This is a genomic window from Pantoea sp. X-Soil-OKNW-713 (assembly GCF_059730685.1).
Genome location: NZ_AP035995.1, coordinates 4,315,956 through 4,340,631, shown reverse-complemented (window position 1 = coordinate 4,340,631; position 24,676 = coordinate 4,315,956). Strand labels below are relative to the sequence as shown.

22 protein-coding genes and 1 pseudogene are annotated in these 24,676 nt (G+C 53.8%); 6 read left to right on the top strand and 17 right to left on the bottom strand.

Annotation, left to right across the window (positions count from 1 at the left end):
• The first annotated feature begins 23 nt into the window (after positions 1-23).
• A complete protein-coding gene (gene fabY, locus AC6I8R_RS20310; RefSeq protein ID WP_021186441.1) occupies positions 24-971 on the top strand; it encodes a fatty acid biosynthesis protein FabY in 948 nt (315 codons plus the stop codon).
• 103 nt (positions 972-1,074) lie between these two features.
• Here the strand turns inward: fabY and AC6I8R_RS20305 are convergent, their stop codons facing one another.
• The 3 genes from AC6I8R_RS20305 to AC6I8R_RS20295 all read right to left on the bottom strand — a co-directional run bounded on the left by AC6I8R_RS20305 (position 1,075) and on the right by AC6I8R_RS20295 (position 5,276).
• On the bottom strand, positions 1,075-2,757 hold the full coding sequence (locus tag AC6I8R_RS20305; RefSeq protein WP_415175298.1) for an AsmA family protein: 1,683 nt from the start codon (positions 2,755-2,757) through the stop codon (positions 1,075-1,077).
• A 119-nt stretch (positions 2,758-2,876) separates the two neighbouring features.
• Positions 2,877-4,256: a nucleobase:cation symporter-2 family protein gene (locus tag AC6I8R_RS20300; RefSeq protein ID WP_208724437.1), complete on the bottom strand. Its 1,380-nt coding sequence runs from the start codon at positions 4,254-4,256 to the stop codon at positions 2,877-2,879.
• An 84-nt stretch (positions 4,257-4,340) separates the two neighbouring features.
• A complete protein-coding gene (locus AC6I8R_RS20295) occupies positions 4,341-5,276 on the bottom strand; it encodes a quinone oxidoreductase family protein (protein ID WP_497832726.1) in 936 nt (311 codons plus the stop codon).
• Between the two features lie 70 nt (positions 5,277-5,346).
• Here AC6I8R_RS20295 and AC6I8R_RS20290 point away from each other — a divergent pair, with 70 nt between their 5' ends.
• Positions 5,347-5,835: a MarR family winged helix-turn-helix transcriptional regulator gene (locus AC6I8R_RS20290; RefSeq protein ID WP_021186445.1), complete on the top strand. Its 489-nt coding sequence runs from the start codon at positions 5,347-5,349 to the stop codon at positions 5,833-5,835.
• A 31-nt stretch (positions 5,836-5,866) separates the two neighbouring features.
• On the opposite strand, the gene recG is transcribed toward AC6I8R_RS20290, so the two are convergent.
• From recG to gmk, 5 genes are read right to left on the bottom strand one after another with little or no spacing between them, the layout of a single operon-like run.
• Positions 5,867-7,945 carry an ATP-dependent DNA helicase RecG gene (gene recG, locus AC6I8R_RS20285; RefSeq protein ID WP_497832725.1) on the bottom strand — a complete coding sequence of 693 codons (2,079 nt, stop codon included), beginning with the start codon at positions 7,943-7,945 and terminating at the stop codon, positions 5,867-5,869.
• Positions 7,942-8,637, bottom strand: coding sequence for a tRNA (guanosine(18)-2'-O)-methyltransferase TrmH (trmH, locus tag AC6I8R_RS20280; protein ID WP_021186073.1), 696 nt, complete (start codon positions 8,635-8,637; stop codon positions 7,942-7,944). Before trmH ends, recG begins: the two co-directional genes overlap by 4 nt.
• A 3-nt stretch (positions 8,638-8,640) precedes the next feature.
• A complete protein-coding gene (gene spoT / locus AC6I8R_RS20275) occupies positions 8,641-10,749 on the bottom strand; it encodes a bifunctional GTP diphosphokinase/guanosine-3',5'-bis pyrophosphate 3'-pyrophosphohydrolase (RefSeq protein ID WP_021186074.1) in 2,109 nt (702 codons plus the stop codon).
• A gap of 20 nt (positions 10,750-10,769) precedes the next feature.
• Positions 10,770-11,045, bottom strand: a complete 276-nt coding sequence (gene rpoZ, locus AC6I8R_RS20270) for a DNA-directed RNA polymerase subunit omega (RefSeq protein ID WP_013511051.1) — start codon at positions 11,043-11,045, stop codon at positions 10,770-10,772.
• A 54-nt stretch (positions 11,046-11,099) separates the two neighbouring features.
• A complete protein-coding gene (gene gmk / locus AC6I8R_RS20265; protein ID WP_036627742.1) occupies positions 11,100-11,723 on the bottom strand; it encodes a guanylate kinase in 624 nt (207 codons plus the stop codon).
• A gap of 239 nt (positions 11,724-11,962) precedes the next feature.
• On the opposite strand from gmk, the pseudogene ligB reads away from it, so the two are divergent.
• A pseudogene (gene ligB, locus AC6I8R_RS20260) lies at positions 11,963-13,700 on the top strand (NAD-dependent DNA ligase LigB).
• On the opposite strand, the gene AC6I8R_RS20255 reads toward ligB, so the two are convergent.
• From AC6I8R_RS20255 to AC6I8R_RS20245, 3 genes are all read right to left on the bottom strand, one after another.
• On the bottom strand, positions 13,647-14,264 hold the full coding sequence (locus AC6I8R_RS20255; protein WP_013511048.1) for a trimeric intracellular cation channel family protein: 618 nt from the start codon (positions 14,262-14,264) through the stop codon (positions 13,647-13,649). The pseudogene ligB and the gene AC6I8R_RS20255 sit on opposite strands and share 54 nt — an antisense overlap.
• A 324-nt stretch (positions 14,265-14,588) precedes the next feature.
• The gene (locus tag AC6I8R_RS20250; RefSeq protein WP_415175305.1) at positions 14,589-15,236 is read right to left on the bottom strand and encodes an oligosaccharide flippase family protein; all 648 of its coding nucleotides are present in this window, start codon (positions 15,234-15,236) and stop codon (positions 14,589-14,591) included.
• Between the two features lie 75 nt (positions 15,237-15,311).
• Positions 15,312-15,659, bottom strand: a complete 348-nt coding sequence (locus AC6I8R_RS20245) for a hypothetical protein (RefSeq protein WP_415175306.1) — start codon at positions 15,657-15,659, stop codon at positions 15,312-15,314.
• A 169-nt stretch (positions 15,660-15,828) separates the two neighbouring features.
• On the opposite strand from AC6I8R_RS20245, the gene AC6I8R_RS20240 reads away from it, so the two are divergent.
• The gene (locus tag AC6I8R_RS20240) at positions 15,829-15,990 is read left to right on the top strand and encodes a hypothetical protein (RefSeq protein ID WP_497832724.1); all 162 of its coding nucleotides are present in this window, start codon (positions 15,829-15,831) and stop codon (positions 15,988-15,990) included.
• Positions 15,991-16,014: 24 nt separating this feature from the next.
• Here the strand turns inward: AC6I8R_RS20240 and AC6I8R_RS20235 are convergent, their stop codons facing one another.
• From AC6I8R_RS20235 to AC6I8R_RS20215, 5 genes are all read right to left on the bottom strand, one after another.
• Positions 16,015-16,410: a polyketide cyclase gene (locus tag AC6I8R_RS20235; RefSeq protein ID WP_415175307.1), complete on the bottom strand. Its 396-nt coding sequence runs from the start codon at positions 16,408-16,410 to the stop codon at positions 16,015-16,017.
• 112 nt (positions 16,411-16,522) lie between these two features.
• Entirely contained in the window at positions 16,523-17,668 is a 1,146-nt protein-coding gene (locus AC6I8R_RS20230) for an alanine racemase (protein ID WP_415175308.1), read from the bottom strand.
• A gap of 70 nt (positions 17,669-17,738) precedes the next feature.
• Entirely contained in the window at positions 17,739-19,160 is a 1,422-nt protein-coding gene (locus AC6I8R_RS20225) for an efflux transporter outer membrane subunit (RefSeq protein ID WP_021186081.1), read from the bottom strand.
• Positions 19,161-19,328: 168 nt separating this feature from the next.
• Positions 19,329-20,252 (bottom strand): kdo(2)-lipid IV(A) palmitoleoyltransferase, encoded by a 924-nt coding sequence (gene lpxP, locus AC6I8R_RS20220; protein WP_021186082.1) that lies wholly within the window; start codon positions 20,250-20,252, stop codon positions 19,329-19,331.
• A gap of 403 nt (positions 20,253-20,655) precedes the next feature.
• Positions 20,656-21,519: a YicC/YloC family endoribonuclease gene (locus tag AC6I8R_RS20215; RefSeq protein WP_021186094.1), complete on the bottom strand. Its 864-nt coding sequence runs from the start codon at positions 21,517-21,519 to the stop codon at positions 20,656-20,658.
• 151 nt (positions 21,520-21,670) lie between these two features.
• On the opposite strand from AC6I8R_RS20215, the gene AC6I8R_RS20210 reads away from it, so the two are divergent.
• Together AC6I8R_RS20210 and AC6I8R_RS20205 are read left to right on the top strand one after the other, a co-directional pair.
• Entirely contained in the window at positions 21,671-22,114 is a 444-nt protein-coding gene (locus AC6I8R_RS20210; protein WP_497832723.1) for a DUF3574 domain-containing protein, read from the top strand.
• 276 nt (positions 22,115-22,390) lie between these two features.
• A complete protein-coding gene (locus tag AC6I8R_RS20205) occupies positions 22,391-23,374 on the top strand; it encodes an IS110 family RNA-guided transposase (RefSeq protein WP_497831835.1) in 984 nt (327 codons plus the stop codon).
• Positions 23,375-23,402: 28 nt separating this feature from the next.
• Here the strand turns inward: AC6I8R_RS20205 and AC6I8R_RS20200 are convergent, their stop codons facing one another.
• A complete protein-coding gene (locus tag AC6I8R_RS20200) occupies positions 23,403-24,587 on the bottom strand; it encodes a NupC/NupG family nucleoside CNT transporter (RefSeq protein ID WP_036627752.1) in 1,185 nt (394 codons plus the stop codon).
• Positions 24,588-24,676 lie beyond the last annotated feature (89 nt).

The window sequence follows — 24,676 nt, the reverse complement described above, 5'->3', positions numbered from 1 at the left end:
GCTCCGAACGAGAGAATCACTTTATGTATCATCTTCGCGTACCGCAAACCGCTGAAGAACTGGATATGTACTACCAGTTCCGTTGGGAAATGTTACGAAAACCGTTGCGGCAGCCGCAGGGTTCCGAGCGTGATGCATGGGATGCGTTGGCCCATCATCAAATGGTGGTGGATGAACAGGGCAAGCCGGTCGCTGTCGGGCGGTTATACATTAATGCTGAAAACGAAGCGGCTATCCGCTTCCTTGCCGTTCACCCGTCAGTCCAGGGTAAAGGCTTGGGTACGTTAGTGGCGATGACGCTGGAATCAGTGGCGCGCCAGGAAGGGGCAAAACGCGTGACCTGTAGCGCGCGTGAAGATGCCGTCGAATTCTTTGCCAAGCTGGGGTATGTCAATCAGGGGGAGATCACCGCGCCGCAAACCACCCCGGTACGCCATTTCCTGATGATTAAACCGGTGGTGACGCTCGATGATATCCTGCACCGCGCCGACTGGTGCGGGCAGCTCCAGCAGGCATGGTATGAGCATATCCCGTTAAGTGAAAAAATGGGCGTGCGAATTCTGCAATATACCGGGCAGAAGTTTGTCACCACCATGCCGGAAACCGGCAACCAAAACCCACACCATACGTTATTTGCCGGTAGCCTGTTCTCACTGGCGACGCTGACCGGTTGGGGGTTGATCTGGCTGTTGCTGCGCGAGCGTCATCTGGGCGGCACCATTATTCTTGCCGATGCGCACATTCGTTACAGCAAACCGATTAGTGGCCGGCCGGGGGCGATTGCCGATCTCGGTTCGTTGAGTGGCGATCTCGATCGTCTGGCGCGCGGGCGTAAAGCGCGGGTGCAGATGGAGGTTGAACTGTTTGGTGACGATGAGCTGGGGGCGGTGTTTGAAGGGGTATATATCGTTTTACCTGCCGATTCCCAGGGGGCACTGGAAGAGGGTGGCTCTGGCGCGCGGATTGATTAATTAAATCTTGCATACACCGTAGCGGCGCGATTTATCGCGCGGGTTTTGAAAGCCGTGAAAACCGCGCGATAAATCGCGCCGCTACAGGGTGTGGTTAGCGTGTTTACGGCTGAACCTGCCCGTCATGCATGGTCTGTTGCACCGACTGGGTATCTGTTGTTACCGACAGATTGCCATTGACGCTTGGACGTAGCGGTGACGCTGCGTTCAGCGAACCGTTCACCTGCAACAATAAATTGCTATTTCCGTTCAACGGCAACGCTGGCCAGCCCCAATTTTGCAGGATATTTGCCGGGACCGCCTGGCCTTTCAGATGCAGCGTCAACGCACGTTGCGGTTGCTGGTTGACCGTAGCCGTCCCCTCGAGTAAACCGCTGCCATTAAAGGCACTCAGTTCATTGACCTGAATCTGTTGATCATCTGCGCTGAAGCTAATTGACGGATGACGTAAATCAGTACGGTTAAAGGTCGCCTCCGCGGCGTTAAAACTGGCTTTACCGGCCCAGAACCCCCATTGCTGCTGTCGGGCCAGCAGCAGGTTTTCACCGCTGCCATCCAGTGCCGTCATCTGGAATGGAAATGCCGGATTGATATCAATAATCAGGTTGCGGTTGGCGGTTACACGTTTCACCAGTACGCTGTCGAGCCACGTTGGTAAGCTCTGCTGCCAGCGGTCGCGCCAGTTCTGCGGCAGGGTATATTCCAGCCCGGCTACCGCCAGTTCATCCAGCGTCAGGCGTTTATCACTGCGCGTCCAGCTCCCGCTGGCACGGATGACGCCATTGGCCCAGCGGGAACTGAACTGCGTCAGCGCGATGCCCTGCGTTGAGAAGTCGGCATTCACGATGGGGTCATTCAGTTCAAAGGTACCGTTAATAAAATTCCCGGCATTCATCGCCAGAGAACCGTCTTCGCTCTGCCAGTCATTGCCGCGCCAGGTGAAATTCTTCAGGGTTAAATCGAGGTCAGTGACCGCCCAATCCGGCCCCTGCAAACGTGCATCAGTCATATCCAGGCGATTAATTGTCACCGAGGGCACATCACTGATCGGGTTGAGGAAATCGAGCAGATCTTTATGGGTTTGCAGGCGGATATCATTGAGGCGCAACTGGTTAATCTTCCAGTTGCCCTGCGCATCACGTTCGGCATCACCGGTCATCGATCCACGCGCCAGATCGGCCCCAATATTACTCAGCACCAGACGATGTTGTGCCACATTACCTTGCAGCAACACGTTATTTCCCTTCACACCATCCAGGGTCATCTCACCCGCGCTCATCTGAAACTGCGCATCGCTACCCAGCATATCATTGGCAGTTGGCTTCCACGGTAAAATGCCACCGTTCACCTTGCGGGCAAACATCGGTAACGCACTGCCCGGACTATCAATGCGCATATTGTTGAGCTGCAAACGGTTGGCCTGCAGCGGCAGCGCGTTATCCGGGGTCAGGTTAGCCAGATTCACTTCGCCGTCACGCAATTCGATGCTGCTAAAGTGCAGTGGATCGCTGAACTGTACCAACGCCAGCCCGAGATCAACGCGTTTCGCGACCAGCACGGCCGGTTGACCATCGTGCCCAAAGCTAAAGTCATCGAGGACGATATGCGAAGGGGAAGAGAAGTTGTGTTCGATTTTACTGAGGGAAAGATGCCAGTCGGTTTTATCACTCACCCAACGGCTAAACCAGCCTGCACCCCACTGTGTTTGCAGCAACACATACAGGATGACCAGCGCCAGCAGAATTAGCAGCAGTAAGGTAAGGAAAAATTTGCCTAGAAATTTCATTGCATCCATCCCGATCTTTTATCCGGTAAGAGGTTGTTATGCCTGAATTACCGTTACAGCTCAACAGCCTGGATGTAAAAGCGGATAAATATCAGGCAGGCCTCAGCCTGCCGTGAGTATTACTTTTCCTGGGGGAAGACGAGATTGAGCACGATAGCGGTGATACCGCCAGCGGCAATGCCTGATGAAAGCAGGGTTTTCAGCCAGTCTGGCGCGAATTGCAGAATCAGTGGCTGCTGAGAAACACCAAGGCCAACAGCCAGCGACAGCGCGATAATCATAATCGCGCGGCGATTCAATGGCTCGCGAGAAACAATGCGTACCCCTGAAGCCGCGATCGTACCAAACATCACTATCGTTGCGCCGCCCAGTACCGGTTCAGGAATGTGCTGCACAAATCCGCTGACCGCCGGGAACAACCCGAGCACAATCAACATCAGTGCCACCACAAAGCCCACATAGCGGCTGGCCACACCGGTCAGCTGGATCACGCCATTATTCTGGCCAAAACAGGAGTTTGGAAACGTATTGAACAATGCGGATACAAAAGAGTTAAGACCATTGGCCAGCACGCCCCCTTTCAGGCGTTTCATATACAGCGGGCCGCTCACTGGTTGTTCAGAAACGTCAGAGGTGGCGGTAATATCGCCGATGGTTTCCAGGGAGGTCACCATAAAGACCAACATCAACGGAATCAGCAGATTCCAGTCAAAACCAAGGCCGTAGTAGAGCGGTGATGGCACCGAAACCAGCGCCTGATTGGTCGGGGTGGTATTTTCTGGCAGCATACCTAACGCCCATGCCAGCAAATAGCCAACGGCCATAGCGATCACCAGCGAGGCGACACGCAAATAAGGATTGCGCTGACGGTTGAGCAGAATAATCACCAACAACACCGCGCCAGCCAGCAGCAGGTTTTTCGGTGCGCCAAAACTGTGATCGTTCATGGCTGCAAAACCACCGCCGATGGAGGTTAGCCCAACCTGAATCAGCGACAAACCGATGATCATCACCACAATGCCAGAAACCAGCGGCGTGATAATGCGACGAGCCAGATGCAGCACGCGGGACAGCACCATCTCGGTGCAGGAGGCGACCATCAGCGTACCAAACAGCGCTGCCATCATGGTGGGAATATCGGCCCCTCCATTTTTCAGCGCCATGCCACCCATAATCAACGGGCTGACAAAGTTAAAACTGGTGCCCTGAATTGACAGCAGCCCGGAACCGACCGGCCCCCAGGTTTTGATTTGCAGAATCGATGCGACGCCAGAGGCAAACAGCGACATGCTAATAATGTGCTGGGTGTCCTGTGCCGGCAGGCCCAGCGCCTGACAAATCAGCAGCGCGGGGGTAATTACCGCGACAAACATCGCCAGCAGATGCTGGCAGGCAGCAAACAGCGTTTGGGGCAACGGTGGGCGATCTTCAAGACGGTAAATCAGTTCACTTTTTGCCGCATTGGCAGGCTGGCGGGGTTCAGCGGTATCGACGGACATGGTGGACGTTCTCAATCACAACAAAGGGGGCGATTTTAAACCGATGCCGAATGAAAGCAAACGTTTGCAATGCCCCTCACCACCTCAGAGCGTAAATACCGTACGGCAACGGCTATCGTCTTCACCCCAGGCGCTATGGACTTCACTCAGTGGTCGCATCTGGAAGGGAATCGAAAAATCGCTTTGCGCTGCGGCTGTCAGTAGCTCGCCGATACAAGCCACCAGTTCGCTATTGGATACGCTACCGAGGCCGCTGCCCATTAGGGTCAGCCCAGAGGAGCGCAGTAACTTGCTGTGCAATGAGATCTCCTGGCCGCTGAGGGAACCAATTTGCACAAAACGGACCACCTTCTCACCACCGGCCACCGCCGCCTGCATGATATCGAGCGCGCTCTGGCCCCACAGATAATCCAGCACCACATCAATGCCTTCAGCCATCAGCGCGGGCAGAGCGGTCGGTAACGCATCAAGGGTCAGCGTAATATCTGCCCCCTGGGTGTGAAGTTGTTCCAGCACCGCACGGTTGCGTCCGGTGGCAATAATTTTTCCGGCACCAAGATGACGCGCGATACGCACTGCCAGTCCACCTGATGTCCCGGTTGCGCCATTGATTAGCACGGTTTCTCCTTGTAGCAAACGTGCGCGACGCGTTAAAGCCGCCCACGAGGACATACCCGGATTGGCAAGTGCAGCAGCCAGCACCGGATCCAGCGTTTTCGGTAGCGGTACGATAGCCTCGGTGGGCACCCGTGTTTTTTCCGCCATACTTCCCCAGGGAGCGTTAAATGCCAGGAAGTACACCGGGTCGCCATTGTTGAGATAACCGGTGCCATCGATCCCGGTAATAAACGGATAGTGCGTGGCCGAGCTGTAATGGGTACCTGCGGCACGCGCCTTCGCCAACTGGCTAATGGCGGCGGCTTTGACTGTGACCACAACCTGGTGGTCATCGGCTTGAGGTTCAGGGAAATCGCCGTATACCGGCAGTTCGCCTGCTGCGGAAACTATTGCTGCTTTCATGTTTTCACCTTCAGTTAATCGGAATATATGTGTATTATGCACACATTATTCCTGTCTCTGGATGCCGTCAATGAAAAGTGTGCAAAATACACATAATAGTTCAGCTTTCGATGATCTGCACAATGCGTTACTGACCATTGTTGGGACGTTTAACCGCCCACAACGTGATGAATTACTGATAAAAGAATCCAATATTCAGCTCGATCGGGCGCTGTTTCCGCTGCTGGTGCAGATCAGTCGTTTCGGTCCGATTGGTGTGGTTGAACTGGCGGATCGGGTTGGGCGTGACTACACCACCGTCAGTCGACAGGTCGCGAAGCTGGAGGAAATTGGTCTGGCGCAGCGCCAGAAGAATACAAAGGACAAGCGCGTCAATGAAGCGGTCATTACGGCTGCGGGTAAAGTGATGACCGACAAAATCGATGCGGCACGGAGCAGGATTTATGGTGAGGTGTTTCAGGCGTGGCAGGAGAATGAGCGTGTTGAGCTGGCGCGGTTACTGCAAAAATTTGTCGGGGATTTTACCGCGCTGGAGCGTGATAAAAACACGGGGGCCTGACCCATTCGTAGCGACGCGATACATCGCGCCGCTACGCGTTGCTGTAGCGTTCGGTTTCCGGCAGCCAGCGCTCAATCAACGCCACGGCCTGCTCAGGATAATGCTGGTGGATATGGCGTGCCACGCGCTGAACTTCCGGGATCATGCCCTGATCACGCAGCAAATCGGCGACTTTGAACTCGGCGTTACCGGTCTGGCGCGTGCCAAGCAGTTCACCGGGACCACGAATCTCCAGATCATGCTGGGCGATAACAAAGCCGTCGTTGCTGTCACGCAACACCTGCAAACGCTTTTGCGCCGTTTTACTTAGCGGTGCTTTGTACAGCAACACACAATGCGAGGCGATCGCACCGCGCCCGACACGTCCACGCAACTGATGCAGCTGTGCAAGGCCGAGGCGTTCCGGGTTTTCGATAATCATCAGACTGGCGTTCGGCACATCCACTCCAACCTCGATGACCGTCGTGGCGACCAGCAGTTGGATTTCATTGGCTTTAAACGCCTGCATCACCGCCTGCTTTTCAGTCGGTTTCATACGGCCATGCACCAGCCCGACCTGGAGATCCGGCAACGCGACTTTCAGCTCTTGCCAGGTCGCTTCGGCCGCCTGTGCCTCCAGCAGCTCAGACTCTTCAATCAGCGTACAGACCCAATACGCCTGACGACCTTCCTGGCAGGCGCTTTGCACACGCGTGATGATATCGTTACGGCGGCTGTCGGGGATCGCGACGGTGGTGACAGGGGTTCGGCCTGGCGGTAACTCATCAATGGTAGAAGTATCGAGATCCGCGTAGGCGGTCATCGCCAGGGTGCGTGGAATCGGTGTCGCGGTCATGATTAGCTGATGCGGATGAAAACCCTGTTCTTCGCCCTTTTCCCAGAGTGCCAGACGCTGGTGGACGCCAAAACGGTGCTGTTCATCGATAATCACCAACGCCATGCCGTTAAATTGTACCTGCTCCTGAAACAGCGCATGGGTACCGACCACCATCGCTACCTGCCCGCTGGCAATCGCCTCCTGCTGCGCCTGACGAGCCTTACCTTTTTGCTTACCCGCCAGCCAGCCCACCTCAATACCGAGAGGCGCAAACCATTGGCGGAAATTATTTGCGTGCTGTTCGGCGAGCAATTCGGTGGGGGCCATCAGCGCCACCTGCTTGCCGTGGGCAATCACATTTAACGCAGCCATTGCCGCGACCAACGTTTTACCCGATCCCACATCGCCTTGCACCAGACGCATCATCGGGAAGTCGTGTGCCAGATCGCGCTCAATTTCCGCGACCACCCGTTGCTGCGCGCCGGTAGGGGAGAACGGCAGGGCGGCCAGCAATTTATCGACCAACTGATGATTGGCCGGCATCGGCAGCGCGTGATGGCGCTGTGCGCCAGCGCGCACTGCCAACATGCTGAGGTTATGTGCCAGCAGTTCTTCCATAATTAACCGGCGCTGTGCTGGATGACGGCCCGTTTCCAGCTCACTCAGACGTAAATCAGGTGGTGGACGATGCAGAGTACGCAATGCGTCTGGCAGGCTAATCAATCCACCGCTCAGTTCCGGCGGCAACAGCTCGGCAATGGCGCAGGTTTCCAGCAGCGTCAGCGCCTGATCGGTCAGGTTGCGCAGCGTTGCCTGGCGGATACCCTCGGTGGTGGGATAAACCGGCGTCAGGGTTTCCTGCAACTCAACGCTGCTGTGTTCGCCCTGAATGCGATATTCGGGATGGATAATCTCTGCACCGCGCTGACCGCGTTTGATCTCGCCGTAAGCAGTGACGCGACGGCCTGACGCCAGGCTGTTTTTCATCCCGGCATTGAAGTTGAAGAAGCGCATGGTCAGCACGCCAGTGCCATCGCTGATTTGGCACACCAGCATACGGCGGCGGCCAAAGGTGATTTCACTGCTCAGCACTTCCCCTTCCACCGTGGCCCAGATGCCCGGCAGCAGGTCATTAATACGATAGAGTTGGGTGCGATCTTCGTAGCGCAGCGGCAGGTGCAGCAGCAGATCCTGGATGGTAAACAGGCCAATTTTGGCCAGTTTCGCCGCCTGGCTGGCGCCGACGCCGGTCAGGGTACTGAGCGGGATGGCATCCAGCAGACGGCCTTTCATTTTTTGCCCGTCGCTTGCATTGTTGCCCACCATTCGGCATCGGCTTCCACTTCACCGAGGTCGTTGATGTGCGGATAGGGCAATCCTTTTTGCTTCGCCACGCGTGCCAGAACCGGGTAACCCCCTTCGAACAGCAGGCGCTGCTGCTCCTCTTCATCCAGCAAACTGTAGGTACGCTGGTACATACCGGCATTTTGTCGCTGGCGCTGTGCTTCATACAGAATCAGCGCGGAAGCGACTGAGACATTAAGCGATTGCACCATGCCAACCATTGGGATAATGATGTCCTGATCCGCGAGGGCCAGCGCTTCTGCGGTGATACCGGTTTTTTCCTGCCCCATCAGAATACAGGTGGGACGCGTGTAATCGATCTCGCGAAAATCCACGGCCTTGGCCGACAGGTTCGTCGCCAGCACCTGCATACCCTGCGTCTTCAGATGGGATACGGCTTCAGCGATATTGCGATGCGTTTTGACCTTCACCCAACTGTTGCTACCTGCGGAGGCCGATACCATGGTGCGCATGCGCACGCTGGGCCAGACCGCATGGACCTCATGGATACCGACAGCATCGGCCGTGCGAATTACCGCCGAGACATTGTGCGGCTTATGCACCTGTTCCATACAGACGGTGAGATCGTGCTGGCGCAGGGCCAGCATCTCGCGGATACGAGCAAAACGTTGATCGTTCATGCACTAATTACGATTTCGGTGAACTTTAATCACATCGGGCATTACGCGAATTTTACGCATAATGTTAGCCAGATGGACGCGATCGTGCGCGGTCAGACGGATAAAGGCGCTATAAACACGGCCGTCTCGTTCTTCGGTATTGAGACTTTGAATGTTTGAACCGGCGGTATTGATGGCCGCCGTCAGGTTTGCCAGCGCGCCCTGATGGTTGAACATGTCGACTTTAATTTCGGCGACAAATTCCTGATCGGTCACTTTATCCCATTCTACCGGCATGAACTTTTCTGGTTCTTTCTGGTAGCCGCGAATATTGCGGCAGGACTCGTGGTGCACCACCAGGCCTTTACCAGGGCTGACGTGTGCAACGATCGGATCGCCCGGAATCGGACGGCAGCATTTGGCGAAGGTAATCAGGACGCCATCAGCACCTTTAATCGGCAACTTATTACGTTTGTTGCTGACGAGTGGTGCTGAGTTCTCTGATTGCAGCAGATTTTTCGCCACCACTACGCTCATCGCGTTGCCCAGACCAATTTCCGCCAGCAGATCATCCATACTGGTCAACTTCATGCGTTCCAGCTCGCGCTGGATATTTTCTGCCGGAATTTCAGCCAGTTTACGGCTACCACCCAGCGCATGGCTGAGCAGGCGACGGCCGAGGTTAACAGAATCTTCGCGTTTGAGGTTTTTCAGCAACTGGCGAATCTTGGCGCGCGCTTTGGAACTGACGACAAAGTTAAGCCAGGCGGCGTTGGGTCGGGCACCCGGCGCGGTAATAATTTCGATGGTTTGCCCGCTGGTGAGTGGCTGCGACAGCGGATAAGGCTGGCGATCAACGCGTGCGCCGACACAGGCATGGCCGATATCGGTATGGACCGCATAGGCAAAGTCGACAGGTGTTGCGCCAGCGGGCAGTTCGACAATGCGGCCTTCAGGCGTGAACACATAAATCTCGTCCGGGAAGAGATCCGATTTCACGCTTTCAATAAATTCAAAGGAGCTTCCCGCGCTTTGTTGCAACTCCAGCAGGCTTTGCAGCCAGCGCTGGGCACGTACTTGCGCGGTGGTGCCGCTTTCACCGGCCTGTTTATAGGCCCAGTGTGCCGCAACCCCCATTTCCGCCATCTGATCCATATCTTCGGTACGGATTTGCACCTCAACCGGCACGCCGTGCGGGCCAATCATCGAGGTATGCAAAGATTGATAGCCGTTGGCCTTGGGGATAGCGATGTAATCTTTGACGCGTCCAGGACGCGGTTTGTACAGACTGTGCATCTGTCCGAGTACGCGATAGCAGGTATCTAAATCTTTCACGATGACGCGAAAGGCGTAAATATCCATGATCGAGTGAAATCGTTGCTCTTTCAGATGCATTTTGCGGTAGATCGAATAGAGATGCTTCTCACGGCCACTGACGCGACAGGGAATCCCAGCCTCTTGCAGGCGGCCGTCAATCTCAGAAAGAATCTTCTGGATCATCTCTTTACGGTTACCGCGCGCCGCTTTAACCACCTCTTTGATGACCCGATAGCGGTTCGGGTACAACGCTTCAAAGCCCAGCTCCTCCAGCTCGGTTTTCAGGTGATGAATACCGAGACGGTGGGCCAGCGGGCTATAAATTTCGAGGGTTTCTCGTGCGATACGACGGCGTTTATCCGGTCGCAGCGAGCCAAGCGTGCGCATGTTATGGGTGCGGTCAGCCAGTTTGATCAGAATGACGCGGATGTCCTGCACCATCGCCATGATCATTTTGCGGAAGTTTTCAGCCTGGGCTTCTTTCTTATCCCGGAACTTCAACTTATCGAGTTTTGACACCCCTTCAACCAGTTCGGCAACGCTTTTGCCAAACAGTTGTTCCATGTCCTGGTAAGTTGCGGGGGTATCTTCGATAACATCATGCAGCAACGCGGCCATCAGCGTTTCGTGGTCGAGTTTCATCTCGGCCAGAATGCAGGCAACGGCAACAGGATGGGTGATATAAGGCTCACCGCTGGAGCGTGTTTGTCCCTCGTGGGCATCACGCGCGACAAGATAAGCTTGCTTGAGGCGCTTGATTTGCTCCTCAGGCAAGTATTTTTCAATCAGTTGATTGAGGCTTTCAAACAGATACAAGGTTGACCTGCAGGCTGCTGTTAACGACGACCTTCAGCGATAGCGGTAACGGCTTGTAATTCAGCGGCTTCCTGCTCTTGCTGTTCCTGACGATCACGCACATCCAGAATCTGGTTGGTGATCAGACCTTCTTCGATTTCGCGCAGCGCGATAACGGTGGCTTTATCGTTTTCTTCCGGAACCAGCGGATCTTTGCCGCCTACCTGCATCTGACGTGCACGACGTGCAGCGACCAACACCAGGTCAAAACGGTTACCAATTTTTTCTACTGCGTCCTGAACGGTTACGCGTGCCATAGGTGTGCTACTCCACAGATGAAGAAATGACTGGGCATAATACTGAAAGTGAATTCAGACTGCCAATAGTTTGCTGATTAAAGCATCATGTCGCGATTTCTGGCGACTCATGCGCAGACGTTCTGCGCGAATAATGGTTTTCAGATCGGACAACGCCAGATCAAAATCATCATTCACAATTAAATAATCGTATTCGGCATAGTGGCTCATTTCCGCCACGGCCTGAGCCATACGGCGGGCAATCACCTCTTCGCTATCCTGACCACGGCCGCGCAGACGGCGATCCAACTCTTCCGTTGAGGGTGGCAAAACAAAAATGCTGCGTGCGGCAGGCATTTTTTGGCGGATTTGCTGCGCACCTTGCCAGTCGATATCCAAAAAAACATCAACGCCGGTTGCCAATACGCGTTCAATGGCCGCACGGGAGGTGCCGTAATAGTTGCCAAAGACTTCCGCATGCTCAAGGAAGGCATCCTCGGCAATCATGGCTTCGAATTCCGGTTTCGACACAAAAAAGTAATGTTCACCATGACTCTCACCGGGGCGCACGCCACGGGTGGTATGGGAAACAGACACTTGCGTATCGTATAACGGTTGTGTCTTCAACAGCGCCTGAATCAGACTGGATTTACCTGCGCCGCTGGGGGCAGAAACAATATAGAGCGTGCCTTGAGCCATGATTTTCTTGAATTGAGTAAAGAGCGGAGTCGATTTCCTGCACAGTATACACGGCTTACGCCCGCCACGCAGCGTTTGCCGCCGCGTCAGGCGCATTTCTTTTTTTGTGAGGCTGCTCCAGCCGTATTGTTCAGCGCTGCAACTCGTGAAAAAACGCGGGAACATAACATCCAGAATCCTTTTTCGCTGCTGGCCGCCAGATGCAGGGTGTTCTCCAATAGACAAAAAGGAGAACGAAGATGAAAGGATACATGGTTTTGTTGTTATGGCTTTTCAGCGCGGGCGTATTGGCCGAGAGGGTTTGTCCCAACTGGTCCCCGGTACGGGCCGGGCAGGAGATTACGCAGTTACAAACCCAACTCCGACACTGGGATGATGCCTATTACCGGCAGGGACAGAACCTGGTAAGCGATGCTGATTACGACAGCCTGCAACAACGTCTGCAACACTGGCAGCAGTGCTTCACGCCCGACCAGGCGACTTACGCGTCACAACCCACAACAGACGGCACTGCGCAGCACCCGGTGGCACATACCGGCGTGCGCAAATTGCGTGACCAGCGGGCTGTCATGGAGTGGATGCAGGGTAAGTCAGATGTGTGGGTACAGCCGAAGGTTGACGGTGTGGCCGTCACACTGATTTATCGTCAGGGGCGGTTGGCCTCTCTGGTCAGTCGTGGTGACGGCCTGCGTGGTGAAGAGTGGCGGGATAAGGCAGCCATGATCCCGGCTATCCCGCAGCAGATCAGCACCAATCAGAATGAGGTGGTGCTGCAAGGGGAATTATTTTTGCAGATGACCGATCATCAGCAGGCGCAGGATGGTGGCAGAAATGCCCGGGCACAGGTGGCGGGCGCGATGATGCGCCGTGATGCCACTCCGCTGTTGGCGCAATTGGGGGTGTTTATTTGGGCGTGGCCGGATGGTCCGACGTCCATGTCAGAACGGCTGGCACAATTGTCGCGCTGGGGATTTGACCTGACCGAACGCTGGAGCGAACGGGTCAATGATGAGGATGAAGTAGCAAGCTGGCGCGATCGCTGGTTTCAGGGAAAATTACCCTTTGCCACCGATGGTGTTGTTATTCACCAATCGCCCGTTCGCATGGGGCGTGACTGGCAGCCCGGGCAGGGCAACTGGTCAGCTGCGTGGAAATATCAACCAGCGGAGATCAGCAGCGAAGTGCGTTCGGTGGAGTTCAATGTCGGACGAACCGGAAAAATCGCGGTGGTTTTGAATCTTATCCCGGTGCAGCTGGATGATAAAACCGTGCGACGGGTCAATATTGGCTCGCTACGACGTTGGCGTGAGCTGGATGTGATTGCAGGCGATCAGGTGACATTGGTTCTCGCCGGGTTGGGCATTCCGCGTGTTGAACGGGTTATCTGGCGTGTTGGACTGCGCGAATACCCCGATGCACCACAAAGCAGCGATTTCAACGAACTCAGTTGTCTGACATTCAGTGCACCGTGTCGGGCGCAATTCCTGTCACGCCTGAGCTGGCTCAGCGAAAAATCAGTGCTGGATATTAACGGTATACAACGCAGCACCTGGCAACGCTTGCTGGATAGCGGCACCATCACCCATCTGTTTTCCTGGCTGGAACTGACACCCGAACAAATCGCTCAGGTGGCTGGGATATCACCGGCGCGGGCGCAACAGATCTGGCGGCGGTTTAATCAGACCCGCCAGCAACCGTTACGCCGTTGGGTGATGGCGCTGGGCTTGCCGATACCGCGTGCCGCATTACAAGCCTTACCTGACACTCAGTGGCAACAATTGCAGATGCGCACGACGGAGGGCTGGCAACAGCTACCGGGTATTGGCAGCACGCTGGCGCAACGGATTGTGACCATGCTGCACGATCATCAGGTGCAGCAACTCATCACGTTTTTACAGCAACAGGCGATCCCCCGGCGGAGCATCAGTGATCGGGATGGGGATAGTTGAAAATCGGCAAGCCGAGGCGGAACCGTAGCGCCAGCAGGCGAGCGAAAAAGCCGAACAATAGGGTAACGATTACCACTACCTCATTGGCCAGCGATGTTTTCAACAGCAGGATATAGAGCCAGCCTGAGGCGAAGGCGACAGCGGCATACAATTCTTTCTGAAATACCAGCGGGATGCGATTGCAGAACATATCGCGCAGTACGCCGCCAAATACACCGGTGATGACTGCGCTAATCGCGGCGATAACAGCGGTATGGCCCCCATCCAGTGCCACCTGGGCACCTATTATGGAGAAAACCACCAGGCCCAACGCATCCAGCACCAGGAAGACTTTGCGCAGATGATTCATCAGCGGTGCTACCACCGTGGTGATTACCGCCGCCGCCGCAACAATCATGATGTATTCGGGATGCTTAACCCAACCCAGCGGATAATGGCCGAGTAGAATGTCACGTACCGATCCGCCACCAATCGCGGTAACGGAAGCAATAATAATGACGCCAAACAGGTCCATTTTGCGTCTGCCTGCCGCCAGCGCACCAGTCATGGCCTCGGCGGTGATACCAATGATGTAGAGAACGGTTAACAGCATAGAGCACTCCAGATAATTGGCGGCAAGGCTAAAGACTTCCCAGAGTGTAGACCACTGAGATTTTCTAAAAAAGTGACATCGGATTAGTTGTTTTGATATTAGAGGCTTTATAAGGCCTGTTTTACGGGGGTGTGAGGATAGATGTTTCTTATTCGCATTATAAAAAATGATGTGAATGGTGTGTTCAGTATGCGCCAATCCGGCTTAACGCATGTGGACAGGAGGGGGAAGTGGCTGGCGTGGAAAAGAAAAAAGCGTGCTGGCAAGCAGCACGCGAACGCATCCTCTCAGATGCCCAGAGCCCACCATACAGACTTGTTTTTATTATCCGTTTCTTGCTCGCATACCGGCAAAGCTTTTCAGGCTAAAACGGTATTCAGGTTGGAACCATGAACGGCCGTAGTAGCAGTAGACCAGCATGCGAATTGAGACCATCGCCAGGTAACCCCAGATAGCACAGAGTACTGAAGGGGTCAGCCACACGGTGAACAAGGTCACACTCAGTCCCACCAGCACTGACAAGATTTCTGTAAATGCAATTCGAGTGAATTGTTTTTCTCGCTGCAATATGGCGCGATAATGTTGCCCTTGCGGAACAATAATGAAAATCACCGAAATCATTTCCAGCATAATTGCCAGTTCGGGCTGATTCATTATTCGGCTAAAAAGATCGCTACCAATAAACATGACGGCGAAAATTAATATCCCAAGCAACATATTTCCCCAATAAAGAACGGAGAGATCGCTGATGCTTAAATTTTGGTTGCGAATAGCGGAGTTGCCAAATCCGCGATCGGCTAATGTGTCTATAACTAATAAACATGCAATGGCAACGGCGAGTAAATTTAACTCGTTTGCCTGTAATATTTGCGCCAGAAGTGAAAGCTGTAATACACCGATGCCAATGATTTTTATTGATGACAATATTGACCACTTGGTAGCGCCGGTCAGATTTCTTACACGTATCGTCATACTCTGCTCGTTATGGTACATGTACCAGTGCAATTTGAGGGTCGCCCGGGCGACAAGGCCAGAGCACAGATTTCATCAGTGCAGCCAATCCTGGCGAAGCCCTGAAATACCTTTCAGTGATTGCCATGTAATGATGCATTCGATCAAATGATGTTCTGAATTTAAAAAGACGCCCCTGGTGTGCAATTGTTTTTGTGTCATAGCACGATCTCCTCCTGTCAGAAGAAAATCAGCCAGATCACGATAAAATCCATTTTGATAATTATATTCCCCAGCCAAAATCCTTCTGGCAATCTCAACGAATTCTCTTTCTGACAATAAAGGATAGGTTGAGCGGTCCATGTTATTTACCCTGCCATTGTTATTATTAAGTACTGCTGTGTGTAAGGGAGTTATACCGTGTTTTATTTGAATTAACACCATGAGAAAACTCCTATAAATGACACTCAGTAATAAATGGTTTTGGTTTTTTCATCTGAAAATATAATGAGAAGGGTAAGGGACTTATTAGTCTTTTACGTTATTGTCAGAGAGGGTAAATAACGTTTTTCAGCCTGGATAAAAAAAACGTCAGAAAATCAGTGGACCTGAAGTGAGAGATGGCTTCCTTACCAAGAATTTTCCTGGTAAGGAAGCGTTAGCCAAACTGGTGGTTACAATGAAAAACAGCCACAAAATGTGCAAAACAGTTAAAGGCTTTGGTGAAGAAAAATTGTTTGTCAGTGCCGATTACTGCCAGAGAATAGCTGAGTAAGAAAGTTTGTATAATTCATTGATTCTAATGGGTTAAAAGGTGGAGAAGGTTATCCAGATCACGTTTTACCCATGCAACGTCTTGGGTAAATTTCTCATCAGACATCAGTGGTTGACGGTAAACGACCATCACCACCTCGGCACCTTGTTCGTTCGCAATTACCCGCATCGGCATGTAGATCTCCTTACCGATGCCGGTATCGATCCAGTGATCCATTACGCCAAATGGATTATGCGGCGTGAAACGAATCTTTACCGTGCCTTCAGGTCCTTTGGCTTTCCAGATATTCCCTTCCTGCGTAAGCGTGCTGCTACTTAGCCCGCTTGCCCATTTTGCGAAACACTCGGGTTTCCAGATGGTTTCATATAAATCTAACCAGTTACGTGGAATGGTCAGAGTCACTGTCTGAGATGGCAGCATGGGACCTCCTGTTGGGCGGATAAAGAGGCATTAAATCACGCGGTCACCGGGCTGGAAACGGCCCGGTGCCGGAAGTGTGGCGCAGAAGAGGTTTCCAGAAAAAGCCTCGTGGTCAGATGAACTTGCCCCGTCCCTCTATGTTGAGCACTTCAGCCAAACCGTCGGCATGGCGCAACACAAAGCGGTCGGACTGTGCCACAACCGCACAACTGTGGTTGGGGAAGATACGCAGTAGCGCCCCCACAGCGGGAGCCTGATGGCTAAATTGCAGGAAGCCGTGCTCCTCGGATAATTTCACCACCTCAAATTGATTCCCTTGCTCATCCACGGCAATGCCGAAGCCGCTGGCATTGGTGCCGTGGGGGCCTTTATCGGAGCTGAGCATTTTGGAGCCCGCATCGATAATGGCGTAATGCGTATTCACCGCCACCACGCGCGTGACCACACTTAACGCCAGCGCGTCTGGCGTGCATAAGCCTAAACGCCAGGCCGTCAGATCGAGTAACGCGTAATTACCGGGACGAATTTCATTGCTGCCTTCCGCAACCGGGGCCGCCAGTGCCGTGGGGGTTGAGCCGACAGAGATTGGGCAAGGCGTAAATCCCGCAGCCATCAGACGTTGCTGAACACCCCGCATCAGTGCGATTTCCTGACGGGCAACCTCGCAGATGGCGGCGGGATGACCGGCACCATAAGCCTGGCCGGCATGAGAAACCAGCCCGGCAAAAGGAAGTCCGGCGGCATTGATAGCTTCAGCCAGCGTCAGCGCAGCATCACTTTCAGGATCGACCCCCACCCGATGCAGCCCAACATCCACCTTGATGGCAACCGCCAGCTCCGCTGTCGGCTGTTGCTGATGCGATGTTGCTAACGCAGACACGCCATTCAGGGAGTCAGCAATGCAGGTGATACGGGCATGGTTTTCTGCGGCGACCTGAAGTAATTCGGTCAACGTATCGGCCAGCACCACCGGATAAGCCAGTAACAGGTCACGCTCGCCCCCTAAAATAAAGGCGACACCTTCGCTCGGTTTTGACACCGTAACACCACGCGCGCCAAGCGCTCGTTGTTGCCGGGCTATCCAGACGCTTTTATGGGTTTTGATATGAGGACGCAGAGCAACGCCAGCCGCATCGGCTTTTTGTTGCATCTGCTGAAGATTGCGTTGCAGGCGAGCTGCATCAATCTCCATAAAAGGGGTAAGTCGGTCAGCAATAAGAGGCCGGAGCCAGCCAGCCTCAATATCTTGTTCCATCATGATTATCCGCAGGTTGAGCCAATGAGCGAACCATCATTCACCAACCTGCGGCAGAATACCAGCCATCCGCTTAACTGTGGGGCGTAGCATCCCCGTTATGGAATCCACCACCTAAATCTTCAATCAACACCACCGCCAGATTGATCTGCTGGGCTTTAAGCGCCACCAGTTTCTGGTCGGATTCGATTAACTGATTCTGGATGGTCAATACGTCCAGATATGGACGCAGGCCCGCTGCGTATTCGCGGTTCAGGTCATCCCAGGCACTGTGAATCAGCTGGTTGGCACTTTCCTGCTGGGCCAGTTGGTCCTGAATGGACTGCAACTGGGTGATGGTATCGCTGACATTACCCAGCGAGCTAATCAGCAGTTTGTTGTATTGCGCCACCGCCAGATCCCAGTTGGCATCGCTTTCAGCTAAATCGGCACGGCGTTTACCGGCATCAAAAATTGGCAGCGACAGGCTTGGCCCAACATTAAAGAAGCGGCTCGGCGCACCAAACAAAGCGTCACCCAGCAGCGAGCGTGTACCGGCTTCCGCCACCAGGTTGATATTGGGATAGAACTCGGTTTTGGTCGCGGCGATGTCTTTCGCTGCCGCTTCTACTCGCCAACGTGCGGCGACTACATCCGGGCGGCGACCCAGCAGATCGGCTGGAATATTGCCTGGCAGCAGTGCAGCAGTGGGTACGTTCAGTTTCGCTGGCTTCAGGTTATGCCAGTAATCCGGGCCTTTGCCGACCAGCGTCGAAAGTTGAATACCGGCGTCGGTGACGTCCTGTTTTGCTTCCGTAAGCGAGGCTTCAGCGGTTTTTTGCTGCGATAACGCCTGCTTGTATTGATAGTCAGACGTGAGTCCGGCGGAAACATATTGCTGCTGAATTTTGGCGATGCCATTGGCACGATCGGCGGCCTGTTTTGCCAGATCGGCATTGGTCCACGCCAGATTAAGGTTGTTCCATGCACGCGTGACGTTAGCGGCCAGGGTTAACTGGCTGGCCTGGCGATCCAGTTCGCTGGCGCGCGCCTGGCCGAGTGCGGCTTCGGCTGCATCTTTCTTCCCACCCCATAAATCAAAGGTGTAGCTCAGACCTACGTTGGCGGTACGCAGCGTACTGTAGGTTTTGCCCTGTAGCAGCGGGTCGTCCACTTTTGCTACCCGTGAACGGGTAATCCCGGCGTTGAGATCGACATCCGGGTAGCGTTCAGCGTTGGCGGCAATCACCTGTGCGTTGGCTTTGTCGGCCTGGGCGTTTACTACTTGCAGGTCCGGGCTGGAGGCCATGGCATCGTTAATCAGATGATTAAGCTGAGCGTCGTCAAAACTTTGCCACCATTGCGTTTTCGGCCAGTTAGCGGTGCTGAAGTGGGCATTTTTCAGCGTGTCCTGTGCCTGCAATGTATTGGCATCAAGCATATGGTTGCTGGTATGTAAGCCGTGAGGATTGGCGCAACCGGCCAGCAGCGCGCTGGCAACCGCAATTGCGAGCATCGCTCGCCGGGGTGAAGTCAAAAGCAGAGTCATAAGTTTGGTCAGGAAAAGGAAATGGCGACCATTACAAAAGGCTGTGCAAATTTTGACAAACCTGTTTTTCGTTAAGAATGGTTGTGAAATGTTTTTTGGCGGGTCAGGCAGCAGGCCGGAGCCTGCTGCATCAGGTCAGACGTAGAGCGACGCTTCACCTGGCGGGCGGGTTTTAAAGCGGCGATGCAGCCAGAGATACTGCTCAGGTGCACGCAGGATTTCACGCTCGATCACTTTGTTCATGTAAGCGGCCGCAGCGGATTCATCATCATGTGGGTAGTTTTCCAACTCCGGCTGGATGATCAACTGATAGCCGTTTTTCTGCGGATTGCGAATCAGCACGATAGTCAGCATCGCCGGGCGAGCCAGACGTGATAACACAAAAGTCCCGTTGGTCGTTGCCGCTTTCTCAACGGCAAACAGCGGCGCAAAGACACTGCCTTTCGGGCCGTAGTCCTGGTCTGGAGCGAACCAAACGGCCTCGCCCTGTTTCAGCGCCTGCACCATGCCACGCAGGTCACGCCGGTCAATCATGGCTTTGTTGGAACGCATACGGCCTTTGGTTTGCGCCCACTCCATCGCCTGATTGTTATGTTTGCGATACATCGCCATCATGGGCTGGCACAGCCCGGTGATGCGGCCGCCCAATTCCAGCGACATAAAATGCACGCCAATTACCATCACGCCTCGTTTATGGTCTTGGGCGGTTTTCAGGTTGGCCATACCACTCACCTGAAACAACTGGCGCACCCGACGATCCGACCAGAACCAGGCAATGCCCGTTTCCGCCAGCGCCATGCCCAGGGAGGCAAAGTTGCCCGCGATCATCTGCTCCTTCTCTTCGTCACTGATGTGAGGAAAGCAGAGTTCAATATTACGACGCGTAATGCGCTCGCGGCGTTTCAGGAAGCGGCGTGACAGTTTGCCAGCAGCGGCCCCGAGACGGATAAGGATGGGGTAAGGAAGTTGTACCAGTAGCCATAACACGCCCAACCCAAACCAGGTAAACCAGTAGCGAGGGTGGAGGAGTTGAGAGCAGAACTGCCCGGTTTTTTTCATAACACCTTCATGTGATCAGTGAATGTATCGCACATAGAAGCAGGTCCAGGTGTTCAGGGCGCGGTACAGCAGTCTTAATTTCGACCAGCAGATTAGCAAATAGTGCCGTTAAAGAAACCTAATCTCCGCAATCTTTAAGATTGAATGGATTCATTGAACGGGGAATTATCAAGAAGAATTGTCTTGATAACGGACAGATATATCTTGATTTACAATAGATTATAAGCGAATTGGGAGGCTCTTGACACTGTAGAACTGGTAAAGGGGTGTCCCAAAAAGACATGGCTGGGTACGAATCTTTACGCATTATTTACGTTGCGCGTTGAAAAAAATCGACTAGCGAACAGGAACTATACTGATTTGTTGTACTGCCCCCCAGCAGAAACGGGGGGCAGTACAGATGTTACTCAATGTTCTGGATCTGCTCGCGCATCTGCTCAATCAACACTTTCAGCTCAATTGCTGACGCGGTGATGTCGGCGTTAATCGATTTCGATGCCAGGGTGTTCGACTCACGGTTGAACTCCTGCATCATAAAATCGAGGCGACGACCGACCGCTTCTTTCTTCTTCAGAATGTTGAAGGTTTCTTTTACATGCGCGTCCAGGCGGTCCAGTTCTTCAGCGACATCAATACGCTGCGCCATCATCACCAGTTCCTGCTCCAGACGATTGTTTTCTAACTGGACTTCGGCTTCTTCCAGTTTGGTCACCAGACGTTCGCGCTGCCACTTCAATACTTCAGGCATCTGCTCACGAACTTTGCTGACCTCCTGGGTTACGCCAGCAAGGCGCTGTTCAATCAGGGTTTTCAGGGCTGCACCTTCGGTTTCACGCGCGGTGATAAAGTCATCGAGTGCACCATCCAGCGCGGCCAGCAGTTCGGCATTAATGGCGTCGAGATCCTGCTCTTTTGCTGACATCACACCCGGCCAGCGCAGAATATCCAGTGGATTGATCGCACCTTCATCGCTCTGCATTTTCACCCAGTTGGCCGCCTGGACCAGCTGCTTTGCCAGCGATTCGTTGAGAATCAGTTCGCCCTGCGCGCCCGGATCGGCATCAAAACGCAGGTTGCACTCAATTTTGCCGCGTGTCAGTCGGTTGCGAATACGCTCGCGAATGACGGGTTCCAGGCTGCGGAACTGCTCTGGCAGGCGGATGTAGGTTTCCAGGTAGCGCTGGTTAACGGAGCGGAGTTCCCAGGCGGCGCTGCCCCAGTGGCCTTTGGCTTCGCGACGTGCGTAAGCGGTCATACTGCGGATCATAAGCGATACTCGTGTGAAGAAAATTTAGTGAATTATAGCGAGCTACGCTATGGCATGACAGGTAAAAGCCTGAAATATGGGCAGCTAAGCACTGGCCTTTTCAAACCAGACACCTATGATAGCGACGGGCATTCAGTTCAGGGAAATCTGTATGGCAACAAAATTTATCGCATCTTTCGCATTGGCATTGCTGCTGGCAGGCTGTCAGACGCATCCCACCACCATCACCCAGTCTGCGCCAACCAGCACGCCGACGCCGGTGTGTGCCGGTGGGGATATGATGATGCAAACCACGTTGTGGTTTGGCATGAGTAAACCGCAGGGCGGCACGGTGACTGAGCAGGAGTGGCAGCATTTTGTCGATAGCGATGTTACGCCGCGCTTCAAAGATGGCTTGTCGGTATATGACGCCAAAGGGCAGTGGCTGGGGGAGAATGGCAAACTGGCGCGTGAAAAAAGCAAAGCGCTGATGCTAATTCATTCGCCAGATCGTGCCAGCTCAGACAACATCAACGCATTGCGTGATATCTACAAGAAACGCTTCAACCAGGAATCGGTAATGCGGGTTGATGGTCTGGTGTGCGTGGGTTTTTAAAATAGTTTCCGTAGCGGCGCGATTTATCGCGCGGGTTTTTCTGGCAGCGCGCGATAAATCGCGCCGCTTGTATCTTGAAGTTGTAACTGGTTAGCTACCCGTTACACGAAACGGAGGCAGCTTGTCGCGCCGCTTAAGACTCGATCTTGTGTCGTAGCTTAAAGCCCTCCGTTTCTCCTTTCACGCCAGCATCTACTCTGAACGGTAACCAGAAGCTCTGACTTCGTATGTACAAGGCAAGATGGCGTGATGGTTCATGTGAAAGGGAGCTGTCTTATGATTTATCTCGGTATTGATGTCAGTAAAAACAAACTCGACCTCTGCCTGTTGCCCGGCAACGGGAAAAAGAAAACCAAAACCCTCAAAAATCATCCCGACGCCGACCGGGAGATAAATGACTGGTTAATCAGGCAAAAATGCCATCCTGAACAGGTGATGGTGGTGCTCGAAGCGACCGGCATTTATCACGAAAACGTCGCCTTTGGTCTTCATGAAAATACCCCCGTCACAGTCTGCATCAGCAATCCTCAGCGGGTCAGGGAGTTCGCCCGTGGAATGGCTATCCTGACTAAAAACGACTCCGTTGATGCTTACATCCTGGCCCGTTATGGCGAGCTGAAACAGCCTGATGCCTGGGTGCCCCCCTCCCCGGAGGTCCGTAAACTTCGGGAGCTGGTGCGTCTGCGGGACTCACTTCAGGCTGATGTCCAGCGGGCGGAGAACCGACTGGAAAAGGCCCATTCAACCCGCACAGCGCCTGAAATCATTGACTCGCTGGAGAGAACCCTGAAAGCCCACAGGGACGAGCTGAAGCGTATTGAAGCGCTCATCTCAGACCACACAGATAATCATCCGGGTCTGAAGGAAGACCGTGAGCTGCTGGAATCGATAAAAGGAATAGGCAGCGTGGTGGGCACGACAATGCTGTCGGTGCTGCGCTCGTGTCCGTTCCGGAGTGCTTCACAGGTCGCTGCGTGGCTGGGTGTGGTACCGGTGGAAAAAACGTCCGGTAGCTCAGTCAGGGGGCGTGCACGGATGTCAAAAACAGGCCCGGCAGACGTAAGGGCGAAACTGTATATGGCGGCGATTGTAGCGATCAGGTGGAATGCCCCGGCGAAGGCGCTGTACCAGAGGCTAATCGCGAAGGGCAAAGCCAGCAAGGCTGCGCTTGGAGCGGTGATGCGCAAGCTGGTTCATCAGTGCTTCGGGGTGCTGAAAACGCGGATGAAGTGGGATGAAAATTACGCAGCTACCGCTTGACGTTCAAGACGGTAGCTACGAATTCGTATCAGATAAATAATCCGGCAAACGCTGCGGAAAGCAAACTGACCAACGTTGATCCGTACACCAGTTTCCAGCCGAAGCGCGATACCACGTTACCCTGCGCTTCGTTCAGCCCTTTAATCGCTCCGGCGACGATGCCGATCGAGGCGAAGTTGGCGAACGACACCAGGAATACCGACAAAATCCCCAGACCGCGCGGCGTCATTTCGGCAGCCACTTTTTTCAGCTCGATCATTGCCACAAATTCATTGGCAACCAGTTTTGTCGCCATGATGCTGGCCGCCTGTAACGCATCCGCAGAGGGAATGCCGACCAACCAGGCGAACGGATAAAATACGTAGCCCAGTAATTGCTGGAAACTGTAGCCGAACACGGCAGCAAACAGCGCGTTCACGGCGGCAATCAGCGCGATAAAACCAATCAGCATCGCCAGAATAATCATCGCTACTTTGAACCCGGCGAGAATGTATTCCCCCAGCATTTCAAAAAAGCTCTGATCCTCATGCAGCTTATCGAGCGCGATATGTTCTTCATCCTGTGCGCGCGTCGGGTTGATGATCGACAGGATAATAAAGGTGCTGAACATATTGAGCAGCAGCGCAGCGACCACGTATTTCGCTTCAATCATCGTCATATAAGCGCCAACGATGGAGAGAGATACCGTGGACATCGCCGTTGCCGCCATGGTGTAGAGGCGCGGCGCGGAGATATCACCCAGAATACCTTTGTAGGCGATGAAGTTTTCCGATTGCCCAAGGATCAGGGTGCTGACCGCGTTAAACGACTCCAGTTTGCCCATGCCGTTAACTTTTGACAGCAGGGTGCCGACCAGACGAATCAACAACGGCAGAATTCGCCAATGCTGCAAAATACCGATCAGTGCAGAGATAAAAACAATCGGGCAGAGCACGCCGAGGAAAATAAACGCCAGGCCCTGTTTACTCATGCCACCGAAGACAAAATCGCTGCCCTGAGCTGCGAAGGTCAGCAGCGTTTCGAAGAAACCACCCACAGAACTCACCACCGCCAGGCCGCTGGCGGAGTGCAGGAAAAACCAGCCGAGTGCGGCTTCTACCAGCAGCAATTGCAGAATAAAACGTGGACGAATCTGTTTACGGTCGTGGCTGACCAGAAGCGCAAGGGCAAAGATCACCACCAGCGCCAGCAGGAAATGGAGTATCGCTGTCATCATTTATCTTTTTAAGTGGGAAAACGCGCATTTAGCCACAGAGCGAGCGGAATTTCATCTGCGATTGTGCCGCCTCAGGACAGGACAGG

Excerpts from the sequence above, each read along its gene's own strand:
- AC6I8R_RS20295 (WP_497832726.1), bottom strand. The coding sequence starts at position 5,276 with ATGAAAGCAGCAATAGTTTCCGCAGCAGGCGAACTGCCGGTATACGGC.
- AC6I8R_RS20245 (WP_415175306.1), bottom strand. The coding sequence starts at position 15,659 with ATGGTGTTAATTCAAATAAAACACGGTATAACTCCCTTACACACAGCA.
- AC6I8R_RS20255 (WP_013511048.1), bottom strand. The coding sequence starts at position 14,264 with ATGCTGTTAACCGTTCTCTACATCATTGGTATCACCGCCGAGGCCATG.
- AC6I8R_RS20215 (WP_021186094.1), bottom strand. The coding sequence starts at position 21,519 with ATGATCCGCAGTATGACCGCTTACGCACGTCGCGAAGCCAAAGGCCAC.
- AC6I8R_RS20250 (WP_415175305.1), bottom strand. The coding sequence starts at position 15,236 with ATGACGATACGTGTAAGAAATCTGACCGGCGCTACCAAGTGGTCAATA.
- trmH (WP_021186073.1), bottom strand. The coding sequence starts at position 8,637 with ATGAACGATCAACGTTTTGCTCGTATCCGCGAGATGCTGGCCCTGCGC.
- gmk (WP_036627742.1), bottom strand. The coding sequence starts at position 11,723 with ATGGCTCAAGGCACGCTCTATATTGTTTCTGCCCCCAGCGGCGCAGGT.
- AC6I8R_RS20210 (WP_497832723.1), top strand. The coding sequence starts at position 21,671 with ATGGCAACAAAATTTATCGCATCTTTCGCATTGGCATTGCTGCTGGCA.
- recG (WP_497832725.1), bottom strand. The coding sequence starts at position 7,945 with ATGAAAGGCCGTCTGCTGGATGCCATCCCGCTCAGTACCCTGACCGGC.
- AC6I8R_RS20235 (WP_415175307.1), bottom strand. The coding sequence starts at position 16,410 with ATGCTGCCATCTCAGACAGTGACTCTGACCATTCCACGTAACTGGTTA.
- fabY (WP_021186441.1), top strand. The coding sequence starts at position 24 with ATGTATCATCTTCGCGTACCGCAAACCGCTGAAGAACTGGATATGTAC.
- AC6I8R_RS20230 (WP_415175308.1), bottom strand. The coding sequence starts at position 17,668 with ATGATGGAACAAGATATTGAGGCTGGCTGGCTCCGGCCTCTTATTGCT.
- AC6I8R_RS20290 (WP_021186445.1), top strand. The coding sequence starts at position 5,347 with ATGAAAAGTGTGCAAAATACACATAATAGTTCAGCTTTCGATGATCTG.
- AC6I8R_RS20205 (WP_497831835.1), top strand. The coding sequence starts at position 22,391 with ATGATTTATCTCGGTATTGATGTCAGTAAAAACAAACTCGACCTCTGC.
- AC6I8R_RS20225 (WP_021186081.1), bottom strand. The coding sequence starts at position 19,160 with ATGCTCGCAATTGCGGTTGCCAGCGCGCTGCTGGCCGGTTGCGCCAAT.
- rpoZ (WP_013511051.1), bottom strand. The coding sequence starts at position 11,045 with ATGGCACGCGTAACCGTTCAGGACGCAGTAGAAAAAATTGGTAACCGT.
- AC6I8R_RS20200 (WP_036627752.1), bottom strand. The coding sequence starts at position 24,587 with ATGACAGCGATACTCCATTTCCTGCTGGCGCTGGTGGTGATCTTTGCC.
- AC6I8R_RS20300 (WP_208724437.1), bottom strand. The coding sequence starts at position 4,256 with ATGTCCGTCGATACCGCTGAACCCCGCCAGCCTGCCAATGCGGCAAAA.
- AC6I8R_RS20305 (WP_415175298.1), bottom strand. The coding sequence starts at position 2,757 with ATGAAATTTCTAGGCAAATTTTTCCTTACCTTACTGCTGCTAATTCTG.
- lpxP (WP_021186082.1), bottom strand. The coding sequence starts at position 20,252 with ATGAAAAAAACCGGGCAGTTCTGCTCTCAACTCCTCCACCCTCGCTAC.